Source organism: Marivita lacus, assembly GCF_014637725.1.
GTDB classification, from domain to species: domain Bacteria; phylum Pseudomonadota; class Alphaproteobacteria; order Rhodobacterales; family Rhodobacteraceae; genus Marivita; species Marivita lacus.
Genome location: NZ_BMFC01000006.1, coordinates 168539 through 188273 on the forward strand (window position 1 = coordinate 168539; position 19735 = coordinate 188273).

Below are 19735 nucleotides of genomic sequence, written 5' to 3' on the forward strand. Positions count from 1 at the left end.
TTGAAATCAGAGCCTTGAGGCTTATGGCGGGATTCCGCCGATCTGTATCAGGCCCGTGTTTCAAGCCGTTACAATCTTTGATTTGAGACTGGATAGGTCAGGGCGTATCACCCATCTCGAAACGCCGCAGGGGGCTGTGGGCGCATTTGTGCGAGGGTGTTTTGCAGACAACCGTTCAATCTATCGTTCGTTTTTCGGGCATTGGCCTGCACACCGGGGTTCCGGTGAACATGGCCATTTGCCCGGCACCTGCCGATCATGGCATCGTGTTCGAGCGCACCGATATCCGGTTGGGCAATGCGCGGATCGCGGCGCTTTTCGACCGTGTCGAACAATCGCCCCTGTGCACGAAGATCGTCAATCATTCCGGCGTGTCGGTCTCGACGATCGAACACATCATGGCGGCACTTGCAGGCTGCGGCGTGCACAATGCGCTGGTGAGGATCGACGGCCCCGAAGCGCCGATTCTCGATGGCAGCGCCGCACCCTTCGTGCGCCGCATCCTGTCTGCCGGGGTCAAGCAGTTGCGCAGCCCGATCCGGGTAATCGAGGTCTTGAGCACGGTCGAAGTGCACACCGCGCAGGGCTGGGCACGGCTTGGACCGGGCGCGGGCCTGACGATGGATTTCCACATCGACTTCGCCGACAGGGCGATCGGTCGGCAAAGCAAGTCCCTGGACCTTGCCAACGGTGCTTTCGTGCGGGAATTGTGCGACAGCCGCACCTTCTGCCGCGCCTCCGATGTCAAAGCGATGCGCGCGGTCGGCAAGGCACTGGGCGGCACGATGGAAAACGCCGTTGTCGTCGATGGCGACAAGGTGCTCAGCCCCGGTGGCCTGCGTCACAGCGACGAAGCGGTGCGGCACAAGATGCTGGATGCACTCGGGGACCTGGCGCTGGCCGGGGCGCCGTTGCTGGGCCATTACGAGGGTCACAAGGCCGGGCACACCCTGACCAACATGCTCTTGCGTGAGCTTTTCGCGACGCCCGACGGCTACCGCGTTCGCGAGTGCGACACCATGCTTGCGGCACGTCTGCCCGGTGCCGGTGTCGGCGCACACGAGATTCCGGCGGTTGCCTGACCGGGCAACGCCTTTCACGGAACACGATCTGGACATTGGGTGCGCAGACACACGAAACTCTTGTGTGTCTAAAGGCGTTTTGCCTTCCGATTTAATGTGCTAGGACCAACATCAGACAAGTGGCACACATAGCCACAGCGGTTTAACGAAGGTGACGGGCATGGCAGCGGGCAGAAGCGCAAGAGCTGTGATCGGAGCGGGGCTCTTGATGGTGACGCTGGCCGCTTGCGGCGGCGGCGAACGTCCGGGATTCGGCCCCGACGGCGTCCCGATCGAGAATTTTACCGCAGAGCAAATCTTCGAACGTGGCGAGTTCGAGCTGGATCGTCGTGATCCAGAGGATGCCGCGTTCTATTTCTCTGAAGTCGAGCGCTTGTACCCCTATTCGGAATTGGCCAAGCGGGCGGTGATCATGCAGGCGTTTGCGCATCACCAGAACAAGGATTACGAGAACAGCCGGTCCGCCGCGCAGCGGTATATCGACTTTTTTCCAACCGACGAAGATGCCGCTTACGCGCAGTATCTCCTTGCGCTCAGCTATTATGACCAGATCGAGGATGTGGGCCGCGACCAGGGCCTGACCTTCCAGGCGTTGCAGGCGTTGCGCACGGTGATCGAACGCTATCCGGACAGCGAATATGCGCGGTCGTCGGTGCTCAAGTTCGATCTGGCCTTCGACCATCTGGCGGCCAAGGAAATGGAGATCGGGCGCTTCTATCTCAAGCGCAATCACTATCCTGCGGCGATCAACCGGTTCCGCGTCGTGGTCGAGGATTTCCAGACCACCACCCACACCGCCGAAGCGCTGCACCGTCTGGTCGAATCCTACCTGTCGCTGGGTCTGACCGACGAGGCGCAGACCGCAGGTGCCATTCTGGGCTATAATTTCCAGTCCACCGATTGGTACGAGGACAGCTTCAAACTGCTGACCGGGCGCGGACTCGAGCTGAAGGCCACCGGCGACAACTGGCTGGCGCAGGTCTATCGACAGATGGTTCGTGGCCAGTGGCTTTGATCGGGGGGCGGTGCGTCTGACCACGCACCCGGTTGCACAGAATGCTGCGCGCACTTGAAATACGGGACATGCTGATCATTGACCGGCTGGAGCTTGAGTTCCAGCCCGGCCTCAACGTGTTGACCGGCGAAACCGGCGCGGGCAAGTCGATCCTCCTCGATTCTCTGGGCTTCGTGCTGGGCTGGCGCGGTCGGGCGGAACTGGTGCGAAGCGGTGCCGATCAAGGCGAGGTCACGGCGGTGTTCGACCTGCCGCGCGGCCATCCTGCGCATGAGGTGCTGGCCGAAGCCGGGTTCGAAGACGCGGACGAGTTGATCCTGCGGCGGGTGAACACGGTGGACGGGCGCAAGACCGGCTGGGTCAATGACCGGCGCGTGACGGGAGAGATGCTGCGCGCCTTGTCAGACACTTTGGTCGAATTGCACGGCCAGCACGATGATCGGGGTCTGCTGGACTCCAAGGGACACCGGGCGCTGCTGGATCAATTCGCGGGGCATTATGATCTGTTGGCTGCCGTGAAAACCGCCTGGAGCACCATGTCCAAGGCCCGCAAGGCGCTGGTCGAAGCGGAAGCCGCGTACAAGGCAGCACAGGCCGAGGAAGAATTCCTGCGCCATTCCGTGGCGGAGTTGGACAAGCTGTCCCCCGAACCGGGCGAGGATGCCGATCTTGACGCGCGGCGGCGCATGATGCAGGGCGCAGAGCGTATCCGGGACGATATCAGCCGGGCCGCTCAGGTCATGGGACAGGACGGTGCCGAAGGCGCGCTGTCGGACGCGCTGCGCTGGCTCGAAGGGGCAAGCGACGCTGCCGATGGGCGGCTCGACGATCCCTTGGCGGCACTTGCGCGTGCGATGGCCGAACTCGATGATGCGGCGCATGGCGTGAGCGTCTGTCTCGATGCGCTCGACTTTGATCCGCACGAGCTTGAGGCTACCGAAGAGCGGCTTTTTGCGCTGCGCGCGCTGGCCCGCAAACATGGTGTTGCCCCGGATGACCTGTCCGGATTGGCCGACACCCTGCGCGACAGACTCGCAGCTCTGGATCAGGGCGCAGACCGCATGACGCATCTTCAGGCCGACTTGCGCAGCGCCGAGGCGGCCTATGATGTGGCGGCCATGGCCTTGCGCGACAGCCGTGCATCGGCGGCAAAGCGGCTGGACACAGCCGTCTGCGCCGAACTGGCCCCACTCAAGATGGAACGCGCGGTGTTCTTGACCGACATGTCCGACGCGCCTGCCGGACCAGACGGCAGCGATGCGGTGGCCTTTACTGTCGCAACGAATCCCGGCGCACCGGCTGGACCCATCGGCAAGATCGCCTCGGGCGGCGAACTCAGCCGCTTCCTGCTGGCGCTCAAGGTCTGCCTGTCGGAACAGCGCGATGCCGGTCTGACGATGATCTTCGACGAGATCGACCGCGGTGTCGGCGGCGCGACCGCCGATGCGGTGGGCCGTCGTCTGGCCGCGCTTGCCGAAGGCGGACAGGTTCTGGTCGTCACCCATTCGCCACAGGTCGCAGCGCTTGGCGCGCATCACTGGCGCGTCGAAAAGCGGGTCGCCAACGAGCAGACCACCTCGACCGTCGTGCCGTTGGATGCGCCCGCCCGCGAGGGCGAGATCGCCCGGATGCTGTCGGGTGACACGATCACCTCGGAGGCCCGCGCCGCCGCGCGGGCGCTTCTGGCACATGTGTCCTGACACCCACCGTCACAGACTGTGATCGCAACAGGGCTGGACACCGCAACCTCATTGAATAACCCTAGGTAAACAGATGGTTTTTGGCGTGGTTCGCTTTCCCCGAAAGGACCGCTAGGCATGGCGCCAGCTTTGCGTGGTCAGTTGCAGGCAATGAAGTCACAGTTCGCGCGCGGCTGGGATTTGCTGCGCCACAAGGGACCGTCGCAATTCCAGTTCTGGCTGATCGCGCTCCTGATCGGAATTGCCGCCGGTCTCGCGGCAACGCTGTTCCGGCTGGCCATCACCCTGCTGCAAACCACCGTCTACGGCACGCCCAGTGTCACGACCATCCACAGCTACGCCGAGAACCTGCCGTGGTGGATGCTGCTCTTGATCCCCACATGCGGTGGCTTGGTGGTGGGGGTGATCATCCACTACTTCACCCCGGATGGCCGCGTCCGGTCGGTTGCCGACGTGATCGAAGGCGCCGCGCTGAACGACGGTCGCGTCGAAAAGAAGGCAGGGATAGCATCGGCCATCTGCAGCTGGATCACCCTGTCCACCGGGGGCAGTTCCGGGCGCGAAGGCCCGGTCGTGCATATCGCCGCGATGATCTCGTCCTGGGTGTCGAACACGATCCGCGCCGACGGGATCACCGGGCGCGACCTGCTGGGCTGTGCCGTGGCCGCTGCTGTGTCAGCCAGCTTCAACGCGCCCATCGCGGGTGCGCTCTTCGCGCTCGAGGTGATCCTGCGCCATTTTGCGGTGCATGCCTTTGCCCCGATCGTCGTGGCCAGCGCGGCAGGCACGGTGATCAACCGGCTCGTGTTCGGGGATGTGACCGAATTCAAGCTGCCGGGCACCACGACGGTCGAATTCTACATCGAACTGCCCGCCTTTTTCATCCTCGGCCTTGTCTGCGGACTGGTGGCCGTTGCCATGATGCGCGCGGTTTTCCTCGCGGATGACGTGGGCTCGCGCCTGCAAAACCGCATGGGCCTGCCGCACCTGCTGCGCCCCGCGGTGGCGGGTGTGATGCTGGGCGCGCTGGCGATCTGGTTTCCGCATATCATCGGCGTCGGCTACGAGACCACGTCGCGCGCCCTGACCGGCGCGCTGCTCTGGCACGAGGCGGTGGTTTTTGCCATGCTCAAGGTCGTTGCCGTGGCCATCACCATGGGCGGGCGCATGGGAGGTGGGGTGTTTTCCCCCTCGCTGATGCTGGGCGCGCTGACGGGCCTTGCCTTCGGCCTGATCGCCACGGGGGTGTTTCCGGACCAGTCTGGCACTGCAACGCTTTATGCGCTGGCGGGCATGGGTGCTGTGGCCGCCGCGGTGCTGGGGGCGCCCATTTCGACCACGCTGATCGTCTTTGAACTGACGGGTGACTGGCAGACAGGTCTGGCGGTGATGGTGTCGGTGTCGATGTCCACCGCCGTGTCAGCCCGTCTGGTGGATCGGTCGTTCTTCCTCACCCAGCTGGAACGGCGCAACGTTCACCTTGCTGCCGGACCCCAAGCTTACCTCTTGGCGATGTTCCGCGTGCAAGGCGTGATGCGCAAACCGACCGACAGCAACGCTGCCGACGAAGAGGCCTGCCTGACAATGATCGAACAAGGGCTCTATGTGCAGGCGCAGGCCACGCTGGAAACCGCGCTGCCGCTCTTTGATAAATCCGGCGTCGCCTTCCTGCCGGTGGTCCGCCTCGAAGGGCCGGAGGACACGCCCGTGCTGCAAGGCGCCCTGTTCCACGTGGATGCCCTCAAGGCCTATAACCGCGCGCTGGCGGCAACAGCCGAGGAAGAGCACAGCTAAGGCCCTATGGGCCACACCGTAATTTCATTCGCTGAGAATCGATATTCGCGCTATTGATAAGTATATTTTTTCGAGGATTTTAAAATGATACAGATTAATATCGGCGATCACGCCGGTAGCGAGAATGGTGACAATTTCACGCCCATTCCCGCAGGAAACTACCGCGACCAATGTCGTTGGGCGCGTCGCAAGGCGATCTGGATTTCGCAGAACATGCCTCGGGCGGATCAGTATTATTCCGGTCTGGGCGCCGGTGTGAACCTGACGACGATGCTGGGCAACAACAGCATGTGGATCAACTATGACGGGTCCATCGACTATTACGGTTATACCTATTCGAACAACGATATCTGGATCGGTCCCAAACCGTTCCGCATCGGCAAGTGGAGCGTGCTGGCCACGATCCTCCACGAACTGGCCCATGTCGCAGGTGCGCCGGGCGCGCCTCCGGGTGGTGGTGTCTGCGCGGTCAACGGGCTGTGCCACGCGGCAGAGCGGGCCGTCTACGAGTGCGGCCTCGGCAACCGGACAGAACTGACAACAGGGATCGACGATCCCGCGACACCCTATGATCCAACCATCTCAGGATGAGGGTCATGGCCGCAAGTCAAAGACGGGTATTCGTTGTCGCGACACTGGTGTGTTTTGGCTGGGCAATACATGTAGTAGCAAAGGAGCAGGGACAGGCAATGCGGACATCCAGCACGGTCAGTGAATTCGACACAGGCGCAGACGCCGCCTTGGTGAGCGAGGACCTCAAGGCCATTCGGCAGGCCATGACCCCGATTGTGACGCGCGAAGGGGTTGGGATCATCTCGGGCTCCCGGACGCTCACCAAGGCAAGCGACAAGACCGCGATTGGCAAGGCGTTGCTGCAAGTCGCTGCCTTCACGCTGGCGGACAGCGCCCGGTCCGAGAGGGAGGTTCTGCGCGCGTTGGAAGAAATCGCCCTCGACTTGCAGCGCAGCGCCATCGCGGACACGCCGGTATCCTACCCAAAGGACGATCCGGAAGCGTCGGCGCGGGCGCTTGATGCCTCTGATGACTGGTCGGCAGAGTTCCTGTCCTGGGCACCCGAGAAAACCGACGAAGAGATCCTGTCCGAGCTTGCCGACACCCTTGGCGCCGCCGTGGCCAAGAGGGCAGACCTGAGGGCCTACGCCGTCGAAAGCCAAAGCTGGTCCTTCCAGAGATCCGGAATTGCCGTCGTCGATCCGGCGACAGGCGAAGGGCTATGGTACAGTTACCGCACGGTGCGGGCCTTGACCGGGCGTCGCTGACTAAGCTGTCAGACGGTTACACCCGCTCGACCTGAACACCGTCCTGCACCCAGAAGGCGAGGTTATCTTTGATCTGCAACACCTCGTCCTTGGGGGTTTCGTAGCTCCAGACGGCGTTGGTGTATGTCTTGCTTTTCGACACGATGTCGAAATAGCTGGCCTCGCCCTTGTGCGGGCAGGTCGTGCGGTAGTCGGATGCGTCCAGAAAGGCCGTCGCCACGTCAGCGCGCGGGAAATAGATCACGAAAGGCATGTCGCCCTCGGTCAGTTCCAGTGCATTGGTGCTTTCCGCGATCACCGCACCACCGGCGCGCACGACCCAGGTGCCTTCGGCAGGTCTGACTGTAATGTGTTTCTGCATGATCCGTCCCCTTTTTGTGTCGTGTACCGGGGTTAGCCGGGAAATGTAAATGTCTATGCTCAGATAGGCGCACAGGCCCGGGCCAGCCACGTGGACACCTCGCTCTCGACCAACGGGCTGATCCGGGCCAGAACCCCGGCATGATAGGTGTTCAGCCAGTCGCGCTCTGCCTCGGTCAGAAGTCCCGTGTCGATCAGCCGCGTGTCGATGGGCGCATGGGTCAGGGTCTCGAAACGGTACATCTCGGGCACGGTCTGACCGGGCAGGGCAGGTGCTTCCTCGACGATGATCAGGTTCTCGATGCGGATTCCAAACGCGCCTTCCTTGTAGAAGCCCGGCTCGTTCGACAGGATCATGCCGGGCATGAACGGCACCGTCCCGGTGCGCGCCAGCCGCTGCGGGCCTTCATGCACGCTCAGATACGATCCCACGCCATGTCCGGTGCCATGCCCGTAATCTAGACCGTTGTCCCAGAGCGCCACGCGGGCCAGCGCATCCATGTCGCGCCCGGCCAGCCCCTTGGGCCAGCGCAGCCGTGAAATCGCGATCATGCCCTTGAGCACCAGCGTGAAGGCGCGTCGCTCCTCCTGCCCTACCGTCCCGATGGCGATGGTGCGGGTGATGTCGGTGGTGCCGTCCAAATATTGCCCGCCACTGTCCACCAGCAACAGACCCGCATCGACCCGGCGGTTGGTCTTGTCGGTTACGCGGTAATGCACGATAGCCCCGTTTGGACCGGCTCCCGATATGGTGTCGAAGCTGATGTCGCGCAGCGCATTGGTTGCAGCCCTCTCTGCCTCTAGCCGTGTGACCACGTCGATCTCGGTCAGGCTGCCCGCCGGTTGCTGATCGAGCCAGCACAGGAACCGTGCCATCGCGGCCCCGTCGCGCAGATGCGCCGCCCGTGCGCCCTCCAACTCGGCTGGCGTCTTGCAGGCCTTTGGCAAGGCACAAGGGTCCTGCGCCTCGATCATCGGCGTCCCCGCCGCGCGCAGCGTGTCTGCCACGATCACCGGGCAGCTTGCGGGATCAATCTGGACGGGCCCCGTCACAGCGCCAAGCGCCTGCAGGAACGCCTCGACCGGCTCGATCCGCACCTGCGGCCCAAGGTGATCGCCCAACTCGGCAAGCTTGGCCGGGTTGACGAAAAACGTCACCCTGCCGCCCGCATGCAAAAGTGCAAACCCGTGGACGAAGGGCGTGCGCGGCACGTCATCGCCGCGAATGTTCAACAGCCAGCAGATGCTGTCGGGCAGGGTCAGCACCGCGCAGCTTGCCGCACCAAGGGTTTCCGCCAGCCGGGTGATCTTGGCCTCATGCGTCTCGCCGGTCAGCTCCACAGGTTGCGCAAAGGCCGGGGTCGCGGGTGCGGGCGGCTGGTCGGCCCAGATGCGATCCACGAGGTTCTCCGTCCGCCGCAGCACGACATCCCCGACGCGCGTCTCGAGGTCGCGGATCTGCGACACCGTGTGCAGCCACGGATCGAACCCGATCACCGCGCGTGCCCCGGCGTTCCGGGTGATCCAGTCCTCCAGCGTCACCTCCGGCCAATGCACCGGCGTGAACACATCCGCCACCTGCGCGCGCACCTGCACCCGGTAGCGGCTGTCGATGAACACGCCCGCGCTGTCGGCAAGCGCCACGCAGAACCCCGCCGAGCCGGTGAACCCCGTCAGCCAGGCCAAGCGGCTGTCCCGCTCGGCCACGTATTCGCCCTGATGCGCGTCGGCCCGTGGGATGATGAACCCGTCCAGACCGTCCTGCGCCATCTCTGCGCGCAGCGCCTCCAGCCGGGGCGGTCCTTGATCGGGCGAGGATGTCTCTGAAAAGCTCTGGAACATGGCGCGGTCTTTCTTTCAATTTTGCTCATGCGAACCCGGAAACGCGCAAAGAGGCAACCCCTCGCACAGCCGGTGACGGAACACGTGTCCGGCTTCCTCTCTTTCAAGATACGCACAAAACGCCGCCCGAAGGGCCGCGCCTGTTGGACCGGCGCCGCCGGTCCGATCCAATCGGATCAACTCGCGCGCTTGATGCCCATGAGCCGCGCCCGTGCCCGCGGATCGCTGTCGAACAGCGACGCCAGCTGCTCGGTCATTGCGCCCGCCAGTTGCTCCACATCGGTGATCGTCACGGCGCGTTCGTAATAGCGCGTCACGTCATGGCCGATGCCGATGGCCAGCAACTCCACCTGACGCCGCCGCTCGACCATGGCGATCACGTCGCGCAGGTGCTTTTCAAGGTAATTGGCCGGGTTAACCGACAGGGTGCTGTCATCCACCGGCGCGCCATCGGAAATCACCATCAGGATCTTGCGCGCCTCCGAGCGGTGCAGCATCCGCCGGTGTGCCCATTCAAGCGCCTCGCCGTCGATGTTTTCCTTCAGCAGGCCTTCCTTCATCATCAGCCCGAGGTTGGGCCGGGTCCGGCGCCATGGCGCGTCGGCGCTCTTGTAGATGATGTGGCGCAGATCGTTCAGACGACCGGGCTGCTGTTCGCGCCCTTCGTTGAGCCATTTCTCGCGGGCCTGTCCGCCCTTCCATGCGCGGGTGGTGAAGCCGAGGATCTCAACCTTGACCGAACACCGCTCCAAGGTCCGAGCCAGAACATCGGCGCAGATCGCGGCGATGGAGATGGGCCGTCCGCGCATGGAGCCCGAATTGTCCAACAGCAGCGTCACAACGGTGTCGCGGAACTCGGTGTCCTTTTCGACCTTGAACGACAGTGGTGTCGTCGGGTTCGCCACCACGCGCGCCAGCCGTCCCGCATCAAGAATGCCTTCCTCCAGATCGAATTCCCAGGACCGGTTTTGCTGCGCCTGCAGACGGCGCTGCAACTTGTTGGCCAGACGGCTGACCGCGCCCTTCAACGGCTCCAGCTGTTGATCCAGATAGGCGCGCAACCGCTCCAGCTCGACCGGCTCGGCCAGATCCTCGGCGAGGATCTCCTCGTCATGGGTTGCGTCGAACACCTTGTAATCCGGGTCCGCTTCGGACATCGGGGCAGGTGGCGGCGGCTCGAGCGGCGCCTCGCCGTCGGGCATCTCGGTCTCGTCGCTCATCTCTTGGTCGGCCATCTCGTCCATCGAGACCTGCGCCTGACTGGGATCCTGCGTCTCGTCCTGGCTCGATTCGGGGCTGGCTTCGCTGTCCTCGCTCTCGTCCTCGTCCTGACCGGTGCTGTCGGGCTCCTGATCGTCGTCGCTGCCCTCTTCGGCCTGATCCTGCGCTTCGTCGTCCAGCTCGTCCGGGTCATCACCCAGTTGATCGCCATACCCCAGATCGGTGATCACCGCGCGGGTGAAGCGGGCAAAGGCCGCCTGATCGCTCAGCACGTCCTGCAGGTTTTCCAGAGTGCCGCCCGCCTGGTTCTCGATGAACCCGCGCCACAATTCCATGACGTTCTGCGCGCCCTGCGGCAGATCGCGCCCGGTGGCCAGATGCCGCACGAGGTAGCCCGCCGCCTCGGCCAGCGGTGCGTCCGACGCTTCCTTGATCTGGTCATAGCCACGCCGCAGCGCATCATGTCCGATCTTGGCGTCGATATTGCCTGCGGTCCCGGGCATGTCGCGCGCGCCCATCGCCTCGCAGCGGGCGGTCTCCATGCTCTCGTAAAGCTCGCGCGCCAGATCGCCCTGCGGCGCATAGCGCGTATGGGTGCCCGCGTCGTGGTAGCGGCGATACATCGCCATCGCATCCGCCGTGCCGCGCGCCAGCATCACCTCGTCGCGGGTCAGGCGGCGGCTGATCTGCGGCAGACGCATCGCGTCGCCGGAAATCCCCGAAGGGTCAACGGAATAGCTGACCGTCAGATCCGGGTCGCGCGCCATGACCTTGGTCGCTTCGGCCAACGCCTTCTTGAACGGATCGGCTGGGTTGTCGGTTGGTTTGCTCATGGCCTGACCTTTCCACGCAGCTTGTTGGCGTGCAATACCGCGAGCCTTGACCTGACGCGCAAGGCCTGAACTTCTTCGGTTTCCAAATACCTCGGGGGTCTGGGGGCAGAGCCCCCAGCACGTCGGATCGGCCCCGCCGATCCGATACCCATCAGCCCAAGCTCAGGGAGGCCGCGCTCTCGGGCAGCTCTTCGTCAAAGCAGCGCTGGTAGAACTCGGCCACGGTCTGGCGCTCCAGCTCGTCGCATTTGTTGAGGAACGACACGCGGAAGGCGTAGCCCACATCGCGGAAGATCTCCGCGTTCTGCGCCCAGGCGATCACGGTCCGGGGGCTCATCACCGTCGACAGGTCGCCGGACATGAACGCGGTGCGCGACAGATCCGCGACCGTGACCATCTGGCGCACGATCTTGCGGCCCTTCTCGGTGTTGTAATGCGGTGCCTTCGACAGAACGATCGAGGTCTCGGCATCGATCGACAGGTAGTTCAGCGTTGCCACCAGCGACCAGCGGTCCATCTGGCCCTGGTTGATCTGTTGGGTGCCGTGGTAGAGACCCGTCGTGTCCCCAAGGCCCACCGTGTTGGCGGTGGCGAAGATGCGGAAATACTTGTGCGGGGTGATGACCTGGTTCTGGTCGAGCAGCGTCAGCTTGCCGTCGGTTTCCAGAACCCGCTGGATCACGAACATCACGTCGGCGCGACCGGCATCATATTCGTCGAACACGATGGCGGTGGGGTTGCGCAACGCCCAGGGCAGGATGCCTTCCTGGAACTGCGTGACCTGCTTGCCCTCGACCAGCTTGATCGCGTCCTTGCCGATCAGGTCGATGCGGCTGATATGGCTGTCGAGGTTGACGCGCACGCAGGGCCAGTTGAGCCGCGACGCGATCTGTTCGATATGGGTCGACTTGCCGGTGCCGTGATAGCCCTGGATCATCACGCGGCGGTTGTTGCGAAACCCCGCGAGAATCGCCAGCGTCGTGTCCGGGTCGAACTTGTAGGTGCTGTCGACATCGGGCACGCGCTCCGTGCGTTCGGGAAAGCCGTGGACAATCATGTCCGTATCAATGCCAAACACCTCGCGTACGGAAATTTCTTCTGTCGGTTTGGCGTTGATGTCGATCGTCCCGTCGGCCATGTTGCGGACATCCTTCTAAGCTTGGGTTTTGCGTGAGTGGTGCAACATATTGGCGGGAGGAGCAAGGGAAAGGGCAGGGGAATTCAGTGATGACGCCCAACGAAGAGGTGGAAAACCTCATTGCCCGCGTAGCGATGGGCGACCGTTCGGCGTTCAATCGCCTTTATGATCGGACCTCGGCGAAACTCTTTGGCGTCTGTCTGCGTGTTTTGAATGATCGCGCAGAAGCGGAAGAGGTATTGCAGGACGTGTTTGTGACGGTGTGGAACAAGGCAGACAGTTACAGGGTCAACGGGTATTCCCCGATGACCTGGCTGATCACGATCACCCGCAACCGCGCGGTGGACCGTCGCCGTGCGCTCAGACTGCCGCCGATTCCCATCGAGACAGCCGATCTTTTGCCCGACAGCAAACCCGGACCCGAAGCCACTGCGGTCGCCGCTGCCGATGCGCGGCAAATCACCGCCTGTCTGGATGAACTGCCCCGCGCCCGCGCACACCTTGTGCGCCGCGCCTATCTCGACGGCGACAGCTATGCCGACCTTTCCGAGGCAACGGGGGTCAACCTGAACACCATTCGCACCTGGCTGCGCCGCAGCCTCTTGGCCCTTCGAGAGTGTTTGAGCCGATGAGCGACCAGACAACGCCCCCCATTGACCCCGAAGATGACGATGACCGCGTTCTGGCGGCCGAATACACGCTGGGTCTTTTGCCAGACACCGAACGCACGGCCTTCGAGGCGCGGATGGCGAGCGATGCCGACCTGCGCGCCGAAGTGATTGCGTGGCACGAACAATTCGCCACCGTGATCCTTGACGAGGTAGACGAGGTCGCGCCCTCGGCTCAAGTGGCCAAACGGTTGCAGACCCGCCTCTTCAAACCCGAGAAACGATCCTTCTGGCAGCAGATCTGGCCCTACGGGTTGGGTGGTGTCGCGGCGGCGCTGGCCTTGTGGCTGGCGGTCAGCAGCGGGCTCATCACGCCCGAAGAAGACGCGCTGCGCGCCGATCTCGTGGCTGAACTGGCGCCCACGCCCGATGGCGAAGGTCTGGTGATCCGCGCCGATGTCGACACCTCGCGCGGAGCCGTTCAGGTGATCCGCGCGGCAGGCACGCCACCCGAGGGCCGGGTTTTCGAACTGTGGCTCATCGCCGGGGATGCCGCTCCGGTGTCGCTGGGCCTGCTTCGGGATGACACCAGCACGATCATCGACCTGCCGCAGGAGGTGCTGGCGCTGATGCCCGGCGCGGTTCTGGCAGTATCCGACGAACCGCCCGGAGGATCACCGACAGGTGCGCCCACAGGTGCGGTGCGCGCCGCAGGGCAGCTCACGTCCTCGTGATGATCATGTGATCACGTTTCTTGAAACGCGGGCCGTCTGAGGCCCGTGTCTTTGTCCGACCCGCACAGAGACCTGGCGGGGTAAACTGGAGGACGATATGACATTCAAGACACTGATCACCGCCGCTCTGGCCGCCACGACCCTTGCCGGGGCCGCCTTTGCCGAAAGCCATGCCGCAACCGGGAACCCGATGGTTGGGGGAGCTGCGATGTTCCCCGAGATGAACATCGTCGAGAACGCGGTGAATTCGGCCGATCACACCACGCTGGTCGCCGCGGTCAAGGCCGCCGGGCTGGTGGACACATTGATGAGCGAAGGCCCGTTCACCGTGTTCGCCCCCACCAATGCAGCCTTTGATCGCATTTCGGATGCGTCGCTGAACGCGCTGCTGCAGCCCGAAGCCAAGGCGCAGCTGACGCAAATCCTGACCTGTCACGTGGTTGCCGCAAACGCGATGTCCGATGCCATCGCGGGCATGATCGCGGATGATAACGGCGCGCATGCCGTTCAGACCGTGGGCGGCTGCACCCTGCAGGCCAAGATGGACGGCTCCAGCATCACCCTTACGGACGAGAACGGGCGTGACGCCACTGTCACGATTGCCGATGTGCGCCAGTCGAACGGCGTCATCCACGTGATCGACCGCGTGCTTTTGCCGGCTCAATAGCGCCCCAACCCCCATGCGGGGTGTGAGAGATCGCGCAAAAGTGTGTGTCCCGGTCTTGTGGACTGACGGGCTGGGGCACACTCTTATACCAACGAAGGAGGACCAGATGTTGAGACGACATTTCCTGCAGACCGCGGCTGCCGCCCTTGGCCTGGGTGCCATGGCGAAAAGCGCGGGCGCTGCCGAAGGCACGTTCGAAATCACGCGGTCCAAGGCCGAGTGGAAAGCGATGCTGACCTCGCTGGAATATCGCGTGATGCGCGAAGAGGGCACCGAGCGTGCCTTCTCGTCCCCGCTGAACGACGAAAACCGCGATGGCATGTTCCTGTGCAAGGGCTGTGATCTTCCGCTTTACGCCTCCGAGCACAAATACGACAGCCGCACGGGCTGGCCCAGCTTCTGGCAGGGCCAGAGCAATGCCATTGGCACGAAACCCGATCGATCGCTCTTCGTGGTGCGCACAGAATGCCATTGCCGCCGCTGCGGCAGCCATCTGGGTCACATCTTCGACGATGGCCCCCAGCCGACCGGCAAGCGTCATTGCATCAACGGCGTCAGCCTGACCTTCCGCGCAGCCTGACGCTTCGCCTCGGAGTTTGCAAACCGACGGATCGGGTTTGCAAACTCTACGCGCCCCGCGCGCCCAACCCCAATTGCATCAACGTCTTGCGCACCGGCTTGAGCGTATAAAGCGCATCCAGCCCTGTTGCCCGAATATCACGCAGCGGCTGCGCGCTCAGCATAGAGGTGCGGTTCAGCAGGGTGATCCCCGCGACCCGCGCCCGGATATCCGCGATGCGGTTCTGGTGGTAGGCGTCCAGCATCTTGCGATTGCCGATGTCGCCCCCCGCCTGACGCGCAAGATCGCGCAGCGCGCCGATGTCCTTGAGGCTCATGTTCAGCCCCTGCGCCCCGATGGGCGGCACCACGTGCGCGGCCTCGGCGACCAGCGCCAGCCGCTCGCCGCTCAGCCGGTCGGCATGCTGGCTGATGATCGGCCAGATCGTGCGGCGCGATGCCAGCGTCAGGGGCCCGAACAGGCTGCAGGACCGCGCGGTCATCGCCTCTTCGAACGCATCCGTGTCCAGCGCCAGCAGCGCCTCGGCGTTCGGCCCTTCCTCCATCCAGACAATCGCAGACGAGGGACGCCCGTCGAGATCAGGCAGCGGCACGAACGTGAACGGCCCACCGGTGCGATGGATCTCGGTCGACACGTTGCCATGCGGAATCGGATGTGTCACCGCGAAGGCCAGCGCCTTTTGGCCGAACCGGGTGGTTTGTGCGTCGATGCCCGCCGCCTTGCGCATCGGTGAATTGCGCCCATCCGCAGCGATCACCAGTTTGCAGCGCACCTTGGTCCCGTCGCTGAGGCCTACACGGGCCTCGGCCTCGCGGGTAAAAAGCGATACCGTGCCCACGCCCGCGCGAAAGGTGACATTCTGCATCGCATCGAGATGCGCGACGAACTCCCGGCGCAAGAGCCAGTTTGGCAGGTTCCACCCGAACGGCTTGTCCGAAATGTCGGAGGCGTTGAATTCCTTGGTCACGCGCGCTTTCGCTTCTTCGCCCCCCGCATCGACGATCCGCATGACCTGAAGCGGCATCGCGTGATCCGCCAGCCGCGCCCAAAGGCCGATCTCGTCCAGAAACGCCTGCGCCGGTTGCAGGAACGCGGTGGTCCGCAGGTCTGCCCCTTCGGCGTTGCGGTCGGTCACGGGTGGCGCAGGATCAAGACACAGGACCGAATGGCCCTCGGCCCCGAACGCCGCCGCTGCGGCCAGCCCGGCAATGCCGCCCCCGGAGACAACGATGTCATATGTCATGGCGTGGCCTTTCGCTTGGATATCGAACCCGGCTTATACGCTGGGCAGGGCAATTGATGCGTAAGCACCCTATTTTCCGACGGTGATCAGAAGCAGGATGATCATCACCACCGGCACCATCGCCAGCGCCGCCATTGTCAACGCGACAATGCCCCATTTCATCACGGCCAGCACCACGAGGGTCACCAACGCGACCAGCAGGTAATAGATCGTGTCCTCCGGGCCTTCGTTCAGATCGCGGGCGATCCAGCCGAAAACCGGGATGGCGTAGAACGGGTTGCGGCGCGGCGCGGGGGCAGTTTCGGAACTGGACATGTCGGACCCTTCATTCTGTCTGCATGAAAGATAGGCAGCCCGCCGCGTGTTGAAACTGGCAAATTGCCGCAATGCAGCGCGTCGCCTGTCAGGTCAGGCGGGCCAGGAATTCGTTCAAGTCCGCCGTGTGGTGGTGGATGTGATCGGCCACGATGGCGTCGGGGGCCACGTGCACGGTCCGCATTCCCATCGCATGCGGTGCCGCGAGGTTGCGCGGATCGTCCTCGAACATGGCGGCGCTGCGCGTGTCGGTGCCGTCGCGGCCAAACACCCGCTCGAACGCGCCGCGTTCGGGCTTGGGCTGGTAATCGGCATGTTCGACGCCGTAGACCGCGTCAAAGATGTCGTCCAGCCCGCGCGCCTTGAGCACGTTGCGGGCATAGGGTTCGGACCCGTTAGTATAGACGATCTTGCGCCCCGGCAGACCGCTGATCAGCGACGCGAGATACGGGTCTTCGGACAGCACGGTAAAATCGATGTCATGCACATCGTGCATGTAGGGCGCCGGGTCCACCTCATGTTCGCGCATCAGCCCCGCCAGCGTGGTGCCGTAGGTCTTCCAATAGTGCAGACGCAGCGAGTTGGCCTCGGCATGGTCGACGCTCAGCGCGTCCATGACGAATTTCGTCATCCGCACCTCGATCTGGTCGAAGAGGCGGACAGCGGGCGAATAGAGCGTGTTGTCGAGATCGAACACCCAGTGGCGGACGTGATGAAAAGCGTTTTTGACCATGTCATGAAGAATAGGCGGGCCGGTCGGGCGCGGCAATGGCTCAACTTGCGTCTTTTGCCAAAGCGGCGCTATCTTGCGGGAACTGAACAAGGATCACGCCCTATGAAAGATGTGAAGCCGCCCCAGAAGGACGCCTATTCGTCGATCCTCGAGGCGATTGACGTTGGTATTTACCGACCGGGCGACCGGCTGGTGGAAAGCGATCTGGCCGAACGGTTCGGGATGTCGCGCACGCCGATCCGCGAGGCGCTGCAGCGGCTGGAAACCCAGTCCCTGCTGACGCGCGATGGTCGGTCCCTGATCGTGGCCTCGCTCGATCACAATCAGATGGCCGAGCTTTATGTCGTGCGTACCGAGCTTGAAGGGCTGGCGGCGCGTCTGGCGGCGCGTCATGCCACCGAGGAAGAGGTGCAGGTTTTGCAGGACATGGTGCATGACGACCGCGCCCTGCTGGACGACCCCTCGTCGCTGGCGCGCGCGAACCGGCGGTTTCACAAGCAGATCCATCTCGCCTCGCACAACCGGTTCCTCGTGCAGCAGCTTGATCTGGTTCACCGGTCGATGGCGCTGATGGCGACCACGTCGCTGGCAGCCCAAGGCAGGGGCGAGATCGCTCTTGCCGAACACCAGGTGATCGTCGATGCCATCCAGCAGCGCAACGAGGATGCGGCCTACCGCGCGCTGCGCGATCATATCTCGGTCGCCTTCGTGACGCGGCTCAAGCTGGATTCCAAGGCCAAGGATCACCTCTGATCCGCGATCGTTGCATGAATGTCCCCGCCGGGGATGTCCGGTTCGGACCGGCCATGCGCCGTCTTGTCCCAGTAGAAGGGTTTGAACACCAGTTCGGACCACGCCTTGTAGACGGCAAGAACGCCGAGCGGGAAGTAGAAGAACATCATGGGCACCCATTGCATGAGGCCCTTGTGCTGCGTGCGCGCGACGGCGACGAAGCCGGTCAGCAGAGTGACCAGTTCGGCCAAAAGAAAAAGGGCCAGAAGGCCCTTTGCCCAATCGGCGGGGATCACGTCGAACAAGGGCACCGCGATGCCGAAAAGAACCAGCCAGAATGTCCACAGCGCGGGGGCCAGCGTGAATTGAACGATGGTGGTCAGGAAGAAGAACTGAAACCCGATGAACTTGCGCAGGCCGAGATCCCGTAACAGGCGGAACGGGCGTCTCATGTGGACAAGGTAGGTGACGATATATCCCTTGAGCCAGCGAGACCGCTGCCTGATCCACGCCCGATGGCCTTTGGTCGCCTCTTCCCGTGTGACCGTGGGGATCAGGATGGTGCGATAACCGAAGCGCGACAGGCGGATGCCCAGATCCGCGTCCTCGGTCACGTTGTGCGCGTCCCAGCCGCCCACATGCTTGAGCGCCGCGCGCTTCAGATAAACGGTGGTGCCGCCCAGCGGGATCGGCAGGCCCAGCCGCGCGGCACCCGCCAGAACGATGCGGAACCAGACAGCGTATTCGATGGTGAAACAGCGCGTCAGCCAGTTCGATTTCGTGTTGTAGAAATCGAGGATGCCCTGCACGCAGGCCACATTGGGCGGGGAGAGATGAAACGCCTCGACCACGCGTTCGATCTGGTCTGTGGCGGGCGCGTCCTCGGCATCCAGAACGCCGATGATGTCGCCGCGCGTGTGCCCCAGCGCGTAGTTCAGTGCCCGTGGCTTCGTCGTCACCTTCCCGTCGGGCACATGCAGCACCCGCATCCAGCCGGGCAGGGACACCGCCTTGATCATATCGCGGGTCTTTTCGTCCTTGTCTTCCAGCACCAGCACCACGTCGAGCAGCGATTTCGGGTAGGTCAGGCGCGACAGCCGCAGCACCAGCGCATGCGCAATCGCGGCCTCGTCGAACAGGGGCACGATCAGGCTGACCACGGGTTTTTCCGCCAGCGGCACATCCACCGGGCGGGACGGAGGTTTCCTGTACCCCGCCATCAGCATCGCGATCTTGAAGCCCAAAGTGGCAAGCAGGTTGACCGCCGCAACGGCGGTGATTCCAGCGAAAAAGGCATTGGGAAAGACGTAGATCAGCGCAAGGCTGATGCCGAAGAACAGCGACGCAACAAGGGCGCGGGACAGGGTCAGCTTGTTGATGTCGCGGCAGCTGTAGTCATCTGGCACAAGCCGTTCGGCAAGATCGGCAAGGTAGTCGCCATGCCGGTAGGTGATGGTCCGAAGCAGATCCTCCTCGGACAATTCGGCAAAGAGAACGGGCCCGAGGACGTGTTCCAGAACATCGCGCAACTGCGTGCGGTCGCGCCCCGGGATGGTGCCGACCAGGATCGCATCCCCGACGCGACCCCAGGGCAGGACGCGATATTCGAGGCAAAAATCCGGCGGCAGCAGGCGGTCAAGATCGGGGTCCGGCGGATAGGTGTCCGGGTTGATCCGCCGCTGGCGGGTGGCAAGCTGCCGGGCTGTGTGCAGCACGCGTCCTGCATCGTCACCCGAAACCGCAGGCAGAAGCGCGCCGCCGGAGCGATGCGCCTGTTCCAGCATAAAGGGTGTTTCGATGCGTGATTGCGACCAGCCGAACATATGCCCCCCGGACCATTCCGAGGGACACTTAACGT

At 63.5% G+C, this 19735-nt stretch carries 19 protein-coding genes; 11 read left to right on the forward strand and 8 right to left on the reverse strand.

The window, feature by feature from the left end; translation table 11 throughout:
* Nucleotides 1-161: 161 nt before the first annotated feature.
* The 6 genes from lpxC to IEV82_RS13385 all read left to right on the forward strand — a co-directional run bounded on the left by lpxC (nucleotide 162) and on the right by IEV82_RS13385 (nucleotide 6871).
* Nucleotides 162-1082 carry a UDP-3-O-acyl-N-acetylglucosamine deacetylase gene (gene lpxC, locus IEV82_RS13360; protein WP_188482533.1) on the forward strand — a complete coding sequence of 307 codons (921 nt, stop codon included), beginning with the start codon at nucleotides 162-164 and terminating at the stop codon, nucleotides 1080-1082.
* Nucleotides 1083-1242: 160 nt separating this feature from the next.
* Nucleotides 1243-2097, forward strand: coding sequence for an outer membrane protein assembly factor BamD (locus IEV82_RS13365; protein WP_188482534.1), 855 nt, complete (start codon nucleotides 1243-1245; stop codon nucleotides 2095-2097).
* A gap of 41 nt (nucleotides 2098-2138) precedes the next feature.
* Nucleotides 2139-3797, forward strand: coding sequence for a DNA repair protein RecN (gene recN, locus IEV82_RS13370; protein ID WP_188482535.1), 1659 nt, complete (start codon nucleotides 2139-2141; stop codon nucleotides 3795-3797).
* A gap of 117 nt (nucleotides 3798-3914) precedes the next feature.
* On the forward strand, nucleotides 3915-5591 hold the full coding sequence (locus tag IEV82_RS13375) for a chloride channel protein (protein WP_188482536.1): 1677 nt from the start codon (nucleotides 3915-3917) through the stop codon (nucleotides 5589-5591).
* A gap of 84 nt (nucleotides 5592-5675) precedes the next feature.
* Entirely contained in the window at nucleotides 5676-6182 is a 507-nt protein-coding gene (locus tag IEV82_RS13380) for a hypothetical protein (RefSeq protein ID WP_188482537.1), read from the forward strand.
* A gap of 98 nt (nucleotides 6183-6280) precedes the next feature.
* Nucleotides 6281-6871, forward strand: coding sequence for a hypothetical protein (locus IEV82_RS13385; RefSeq protein WP_188482538.1), 591 nt, complete (start codon nucleotides 6281-6283; stop codon nucleotides 6869-6871).
* A 16-nt stretch (nucleotides 6872-6887) separates the two neighbouring features.
* On the opposite strand, the gene IEV82_RS13390 is transcribed toward IEV82_RS13385, so the two are convergent.
* From IEV82_RS13390 to cobS, 4 genes are all read right to left on the reverse strand, one after another.
* Nucleotides 6888-7232: a DUF427 domain-containing protein gene (locus tag IEV82_RS13390; protein WP_188482539.1), complete on the reverse strand. Its 345-nt coding sequence runs from the start codon at nucleotides 7230-7232 to the stop codon at nucleotides 6888-6890.
* 59 nt (nucleotides 7233-7291) lie between these two features.
* A complete protein-coding gene (locus IEV82_RS13395) occupies nucleotides 7292-9073 on the reverse strand; it encodes an aminopeptidase P family protein (RefSeq protein ID WP_188482540.1) in 1782 nt (593 codons plus the stop codon).
* A gap of 176 nt (nucleotides 9074-9249) precedes the next feature.
* Complete coding sequence (gene cobT / locus IEV82_RS13400; protein WP_188482541.1) at nucleotides 9250-11127, reverse strand: cobaltochelatase subunit CobT; 1878 nt, start codon at nucleotides 11125-11127, stop codon at nucleotides 9250-9252.
* Nucleotides 11128-11278: 151 nt separating this feature from the next.
* Nucleotides 11279-12265, reverse strand: coding sequence for a cobaltochelatase subunit CobS (cobS, locus tag IEV82_RS13405; RefSeq protein WP_188482542.1), 987 nt, complete (start codon nucleotides 12263-12265; stop codon nucleotides 11279-11281).
* An 89-nt stretch (nucleotides 12266-12354) separates the two neighbouring features.
* Between cobS and IEV82_RS13410 the strand changes: the two genes are divergently transcribed.
* The 4 genes from IEV82_RS13410 to msrB all read left to right on the forward strand — a co-directional run bounded on the left by IEV82_RS13410 (nucleotide 12355) and on the right by msrB (nucleotide 14854).
* Nucleotides 12355-12897, forward strand: a complete 543-nt coding sequence (locus tag IEV82_RS13410) for a sigma-70 family RNA polymerase sigma factor (RefSeq protein ID WP_188482586.1) — start codon at nucleotides 12355-12357, stop codon at nucleotides 12895-12897.
* Complete coding sequence (locus IEV82_RS13415; protein WP_188482543.1) at nucleotides 12894-13607, forward strand: anti-sigma factor; 714 nt, start codon at nucleotides 12894-12896, stop codon at nucleotides 13605-13607. The genes IEV82_RS13410 and IEV82_RS13415 overlap by 4 nt, the downstream gene beginning before the upstream one ends.
* 97 nt (nucleotides 13608-13704) lie before the next feature.
* Nucleotides 13705-14274: a fasciclin domain-containing protein gene (locus IEV82_RS13420; protein ID WP_188482544.1), complete on the forward strand. Its 570-nt coding sequence runs from the start codon at nucleotides 13705-13707 to the stop codon at nucleotides 14272-14274.
* 106 nt (nucleotides 14275-14380) lie between these two features.
* Nucleotides 14381-14854, forward strand: a complete 474-nt coding sequence (gene msrB, locus IEV82_RS13425) for a peptide-methionine (R)-S-oxide reductase MsrB (protein ID WP_188482545.1) — start codon at nucleotides 14381-14383, stop codon at nucleotides 14852-14854.
* 46 nt (nucleotides 14855-14900) lie between these two features.
* On the opposite strand, the gene IEV82_RS13430 is transcribed toward msrB, so the two are convergent.
* From IEV82_RS13430 to IEV82_RS13440, 3 genes are all read right to left on the reverse strand, one after another.
* Nucleotides 14901-16097 (reverse strand): UbiH/UbiF family hydroxylase, encoded by a 1197-nt coding sequence (locus IEV82_RS13430; protein WP_188482546.1) that lies wholly within the window; start codon nucleotides 16095-16097, stop codon nucleotides 14901-14903.
* Between the two features lie 69 nt (nucleotides 16098-16166).
* On the reverse strand, nucleotides 16167-16412 hold the full coding sequence (locus IEV82_RS13435) for a hypothetical protein (RefSeq protein ID WP_188482547.1): 246 nt from the start codon (nucleotides 16410-16412) through the stop codon (nucleotides 16167-16169).
* Nucleotides 16413-16500: 88 nt separating this feature from the next.
* On the reverse strand, nucleotides 16501-17145 hold the full coding sequence (locus IEV82_RS13440; protein WP_188482548.1) for a pyrimidine 5'-nucleotidase: 645 nt from the start codon (nucleotides 17143-17145) through the stop codon (nucleotides 16501-16503).
* Nucleotides 17146-17247: 102 nt separating this feature from the next.
* Between IEV82_RS13440 and IEV82_RS13445 the strand changes: the two genes are divergently transcribed.
* Nucleotides 17248-17898 carry a GntR family transcriptional regulator gene (locus tag IEV82_RS13445; RefSeq protein ID WP_188482549.1) on the forward strand — a complete coding sequence of 217 codons (651 nt, stop codon included), beginning with the start codon at nucleotides 17248-17250 and terminating at the stop codon, nucleotides 17896-17898.
* On the opposite strand, the gene IEV82_RS13450 is transcribed toward IEV82_RS13445, so the two are convergent.
* Nucleotides 17889-19700: a glycosyltransferase gene (locus IEV82_RS13450; RefSeq protein WP_188482550.1), complete on the reverse strand. Its 1812-nt coding sequence runs from the start codon at nucleotides 19698-19700 to the stop codon at nucleotides 17889-17891. The genes IEV82_RS13445 and IEV82_RS13450 overlap by 10 nt on opposite strands.
* Nucleotides 19701-19735 lie beyond the last annotated feature (35 nt).

Coding starts and splice junctions, on each gene's coding strand:
- IEV82_RS13420 (WP_188482544.1), top strand. CDS start 13,705: ATGACATTCAAGACACTGATCACCGCCGCTCTGGCCGCCACGACCCTT.
- cobS (WP_188482542.1), bottom strand. CDS start 12,265: ATGGCCGACGGGACGATCGACATCAACGCCAAACCGACAGAAGAAATT.
- IEV82_RS13440 (WP_188482548.1), bottom strand. CDS start 17,145: ATGGTCAAAAACGCTTTTCATCACGTCCGCCACTGGGTGTTCGATCTC.
- IEV82_RS13430 (WP_188482546.1), bottom strand. CDS start 16,097: ATGACATATGACATCGTTGTCTCCGGGGGCGGCATTGCCGGGCTGGCC.
- cobT (WP_188482541.1), bottom strand. CDS start 11,127: ATGAGCAAACCAACCGACAACCCAGCCGATCCGTTCAAGAAGGCGTTG.
- recN (WP_188482535.1), top strand. CDS start 2,139: ATGCTGCGCGCACTTGAAATACGGGACATGCTGATCATTGACCGGCTG.
- msrB (WP_188482545.1), top strand. CDS start 14,381: ATGTTGAGACGACATTTCCTGCAGACCGCGGCTGCCGCCCTTGGCCTG.
- IEV82_RS13380 (WP_188482537.1), top strand. CDS start 5,676: ATGATACAGATTAATATCGGCGATCACGCCGGTAGCGAGAATGGTGAC.
- IEV82_RS13410 (WP_188482586.1), top strand. CDS start 12,355: ATGACGCCCAACGAAGAGGTGGAAAACCTCATTGCCCGCGTAGCGATG.
- IEV82_RS13395 (WP_188482540.1), bottom strand. CDS start 9,073: ATGTTCCAGAGCTTTTCAGAGACATCCTCGCCCGATCAAGGACCGCCC.
- IEV82_RS13375 (WP_188482536.1), top strand. CDS start 3,915: ATGGCGCCAGCTTTGCGTGGTCAGTTGCAGGCAATGAAGTCACAGTTC.
- IEV82_RS13435 (WP_188482547.1), bottom strand. CDS start 16,412: ATGTCCAGTTCCGAAACTGCCCCCGCGCCGCGCCGCAACCCGTTCTAC.
- IEV82_RS13450 (WP_188482550.1), bottom strand. CDS start 19,700: ATGTTCGGCTGGTCGCAATCACGCATCGAAACACCCTTTATGCTGGAA.
- IEV82_RS13445 (WP_188482549.1), top strand. CDS start 17,248: ATGAAAGATGTGAAGCCGCCCCAGAAGGACGCCTATTCGTCGATCCTC.
- IEV82_RS13365 (WP_188482534.1), top strand. CDS start 1,243: ATGGCAGCGGGCAGAAGCGCAAGAGCTGTGATCGGAGCGGGGCTCTTG.
- IEV82_RS13390 (WP_188482539.1), bottom strand. CDS start 7,232: ATGCAGAAACACATTACAGTCAGACCTGCCGAAGGCACCTGGGTCGTG.
- IEV82_RS13385 (WP_188482538.1), top strand. CDS start 6,281: ATGCGGACATCCAGCACGGTCAGTGAATTCGACACAGGCGCAGACGCC.
- IEV82_RS13415 (WP_188482543.1), top strand. CDS start 12,894: ATGAGCGACCAGACAACGCCCCCCATTGACCCCGAAGATGACGATGAC.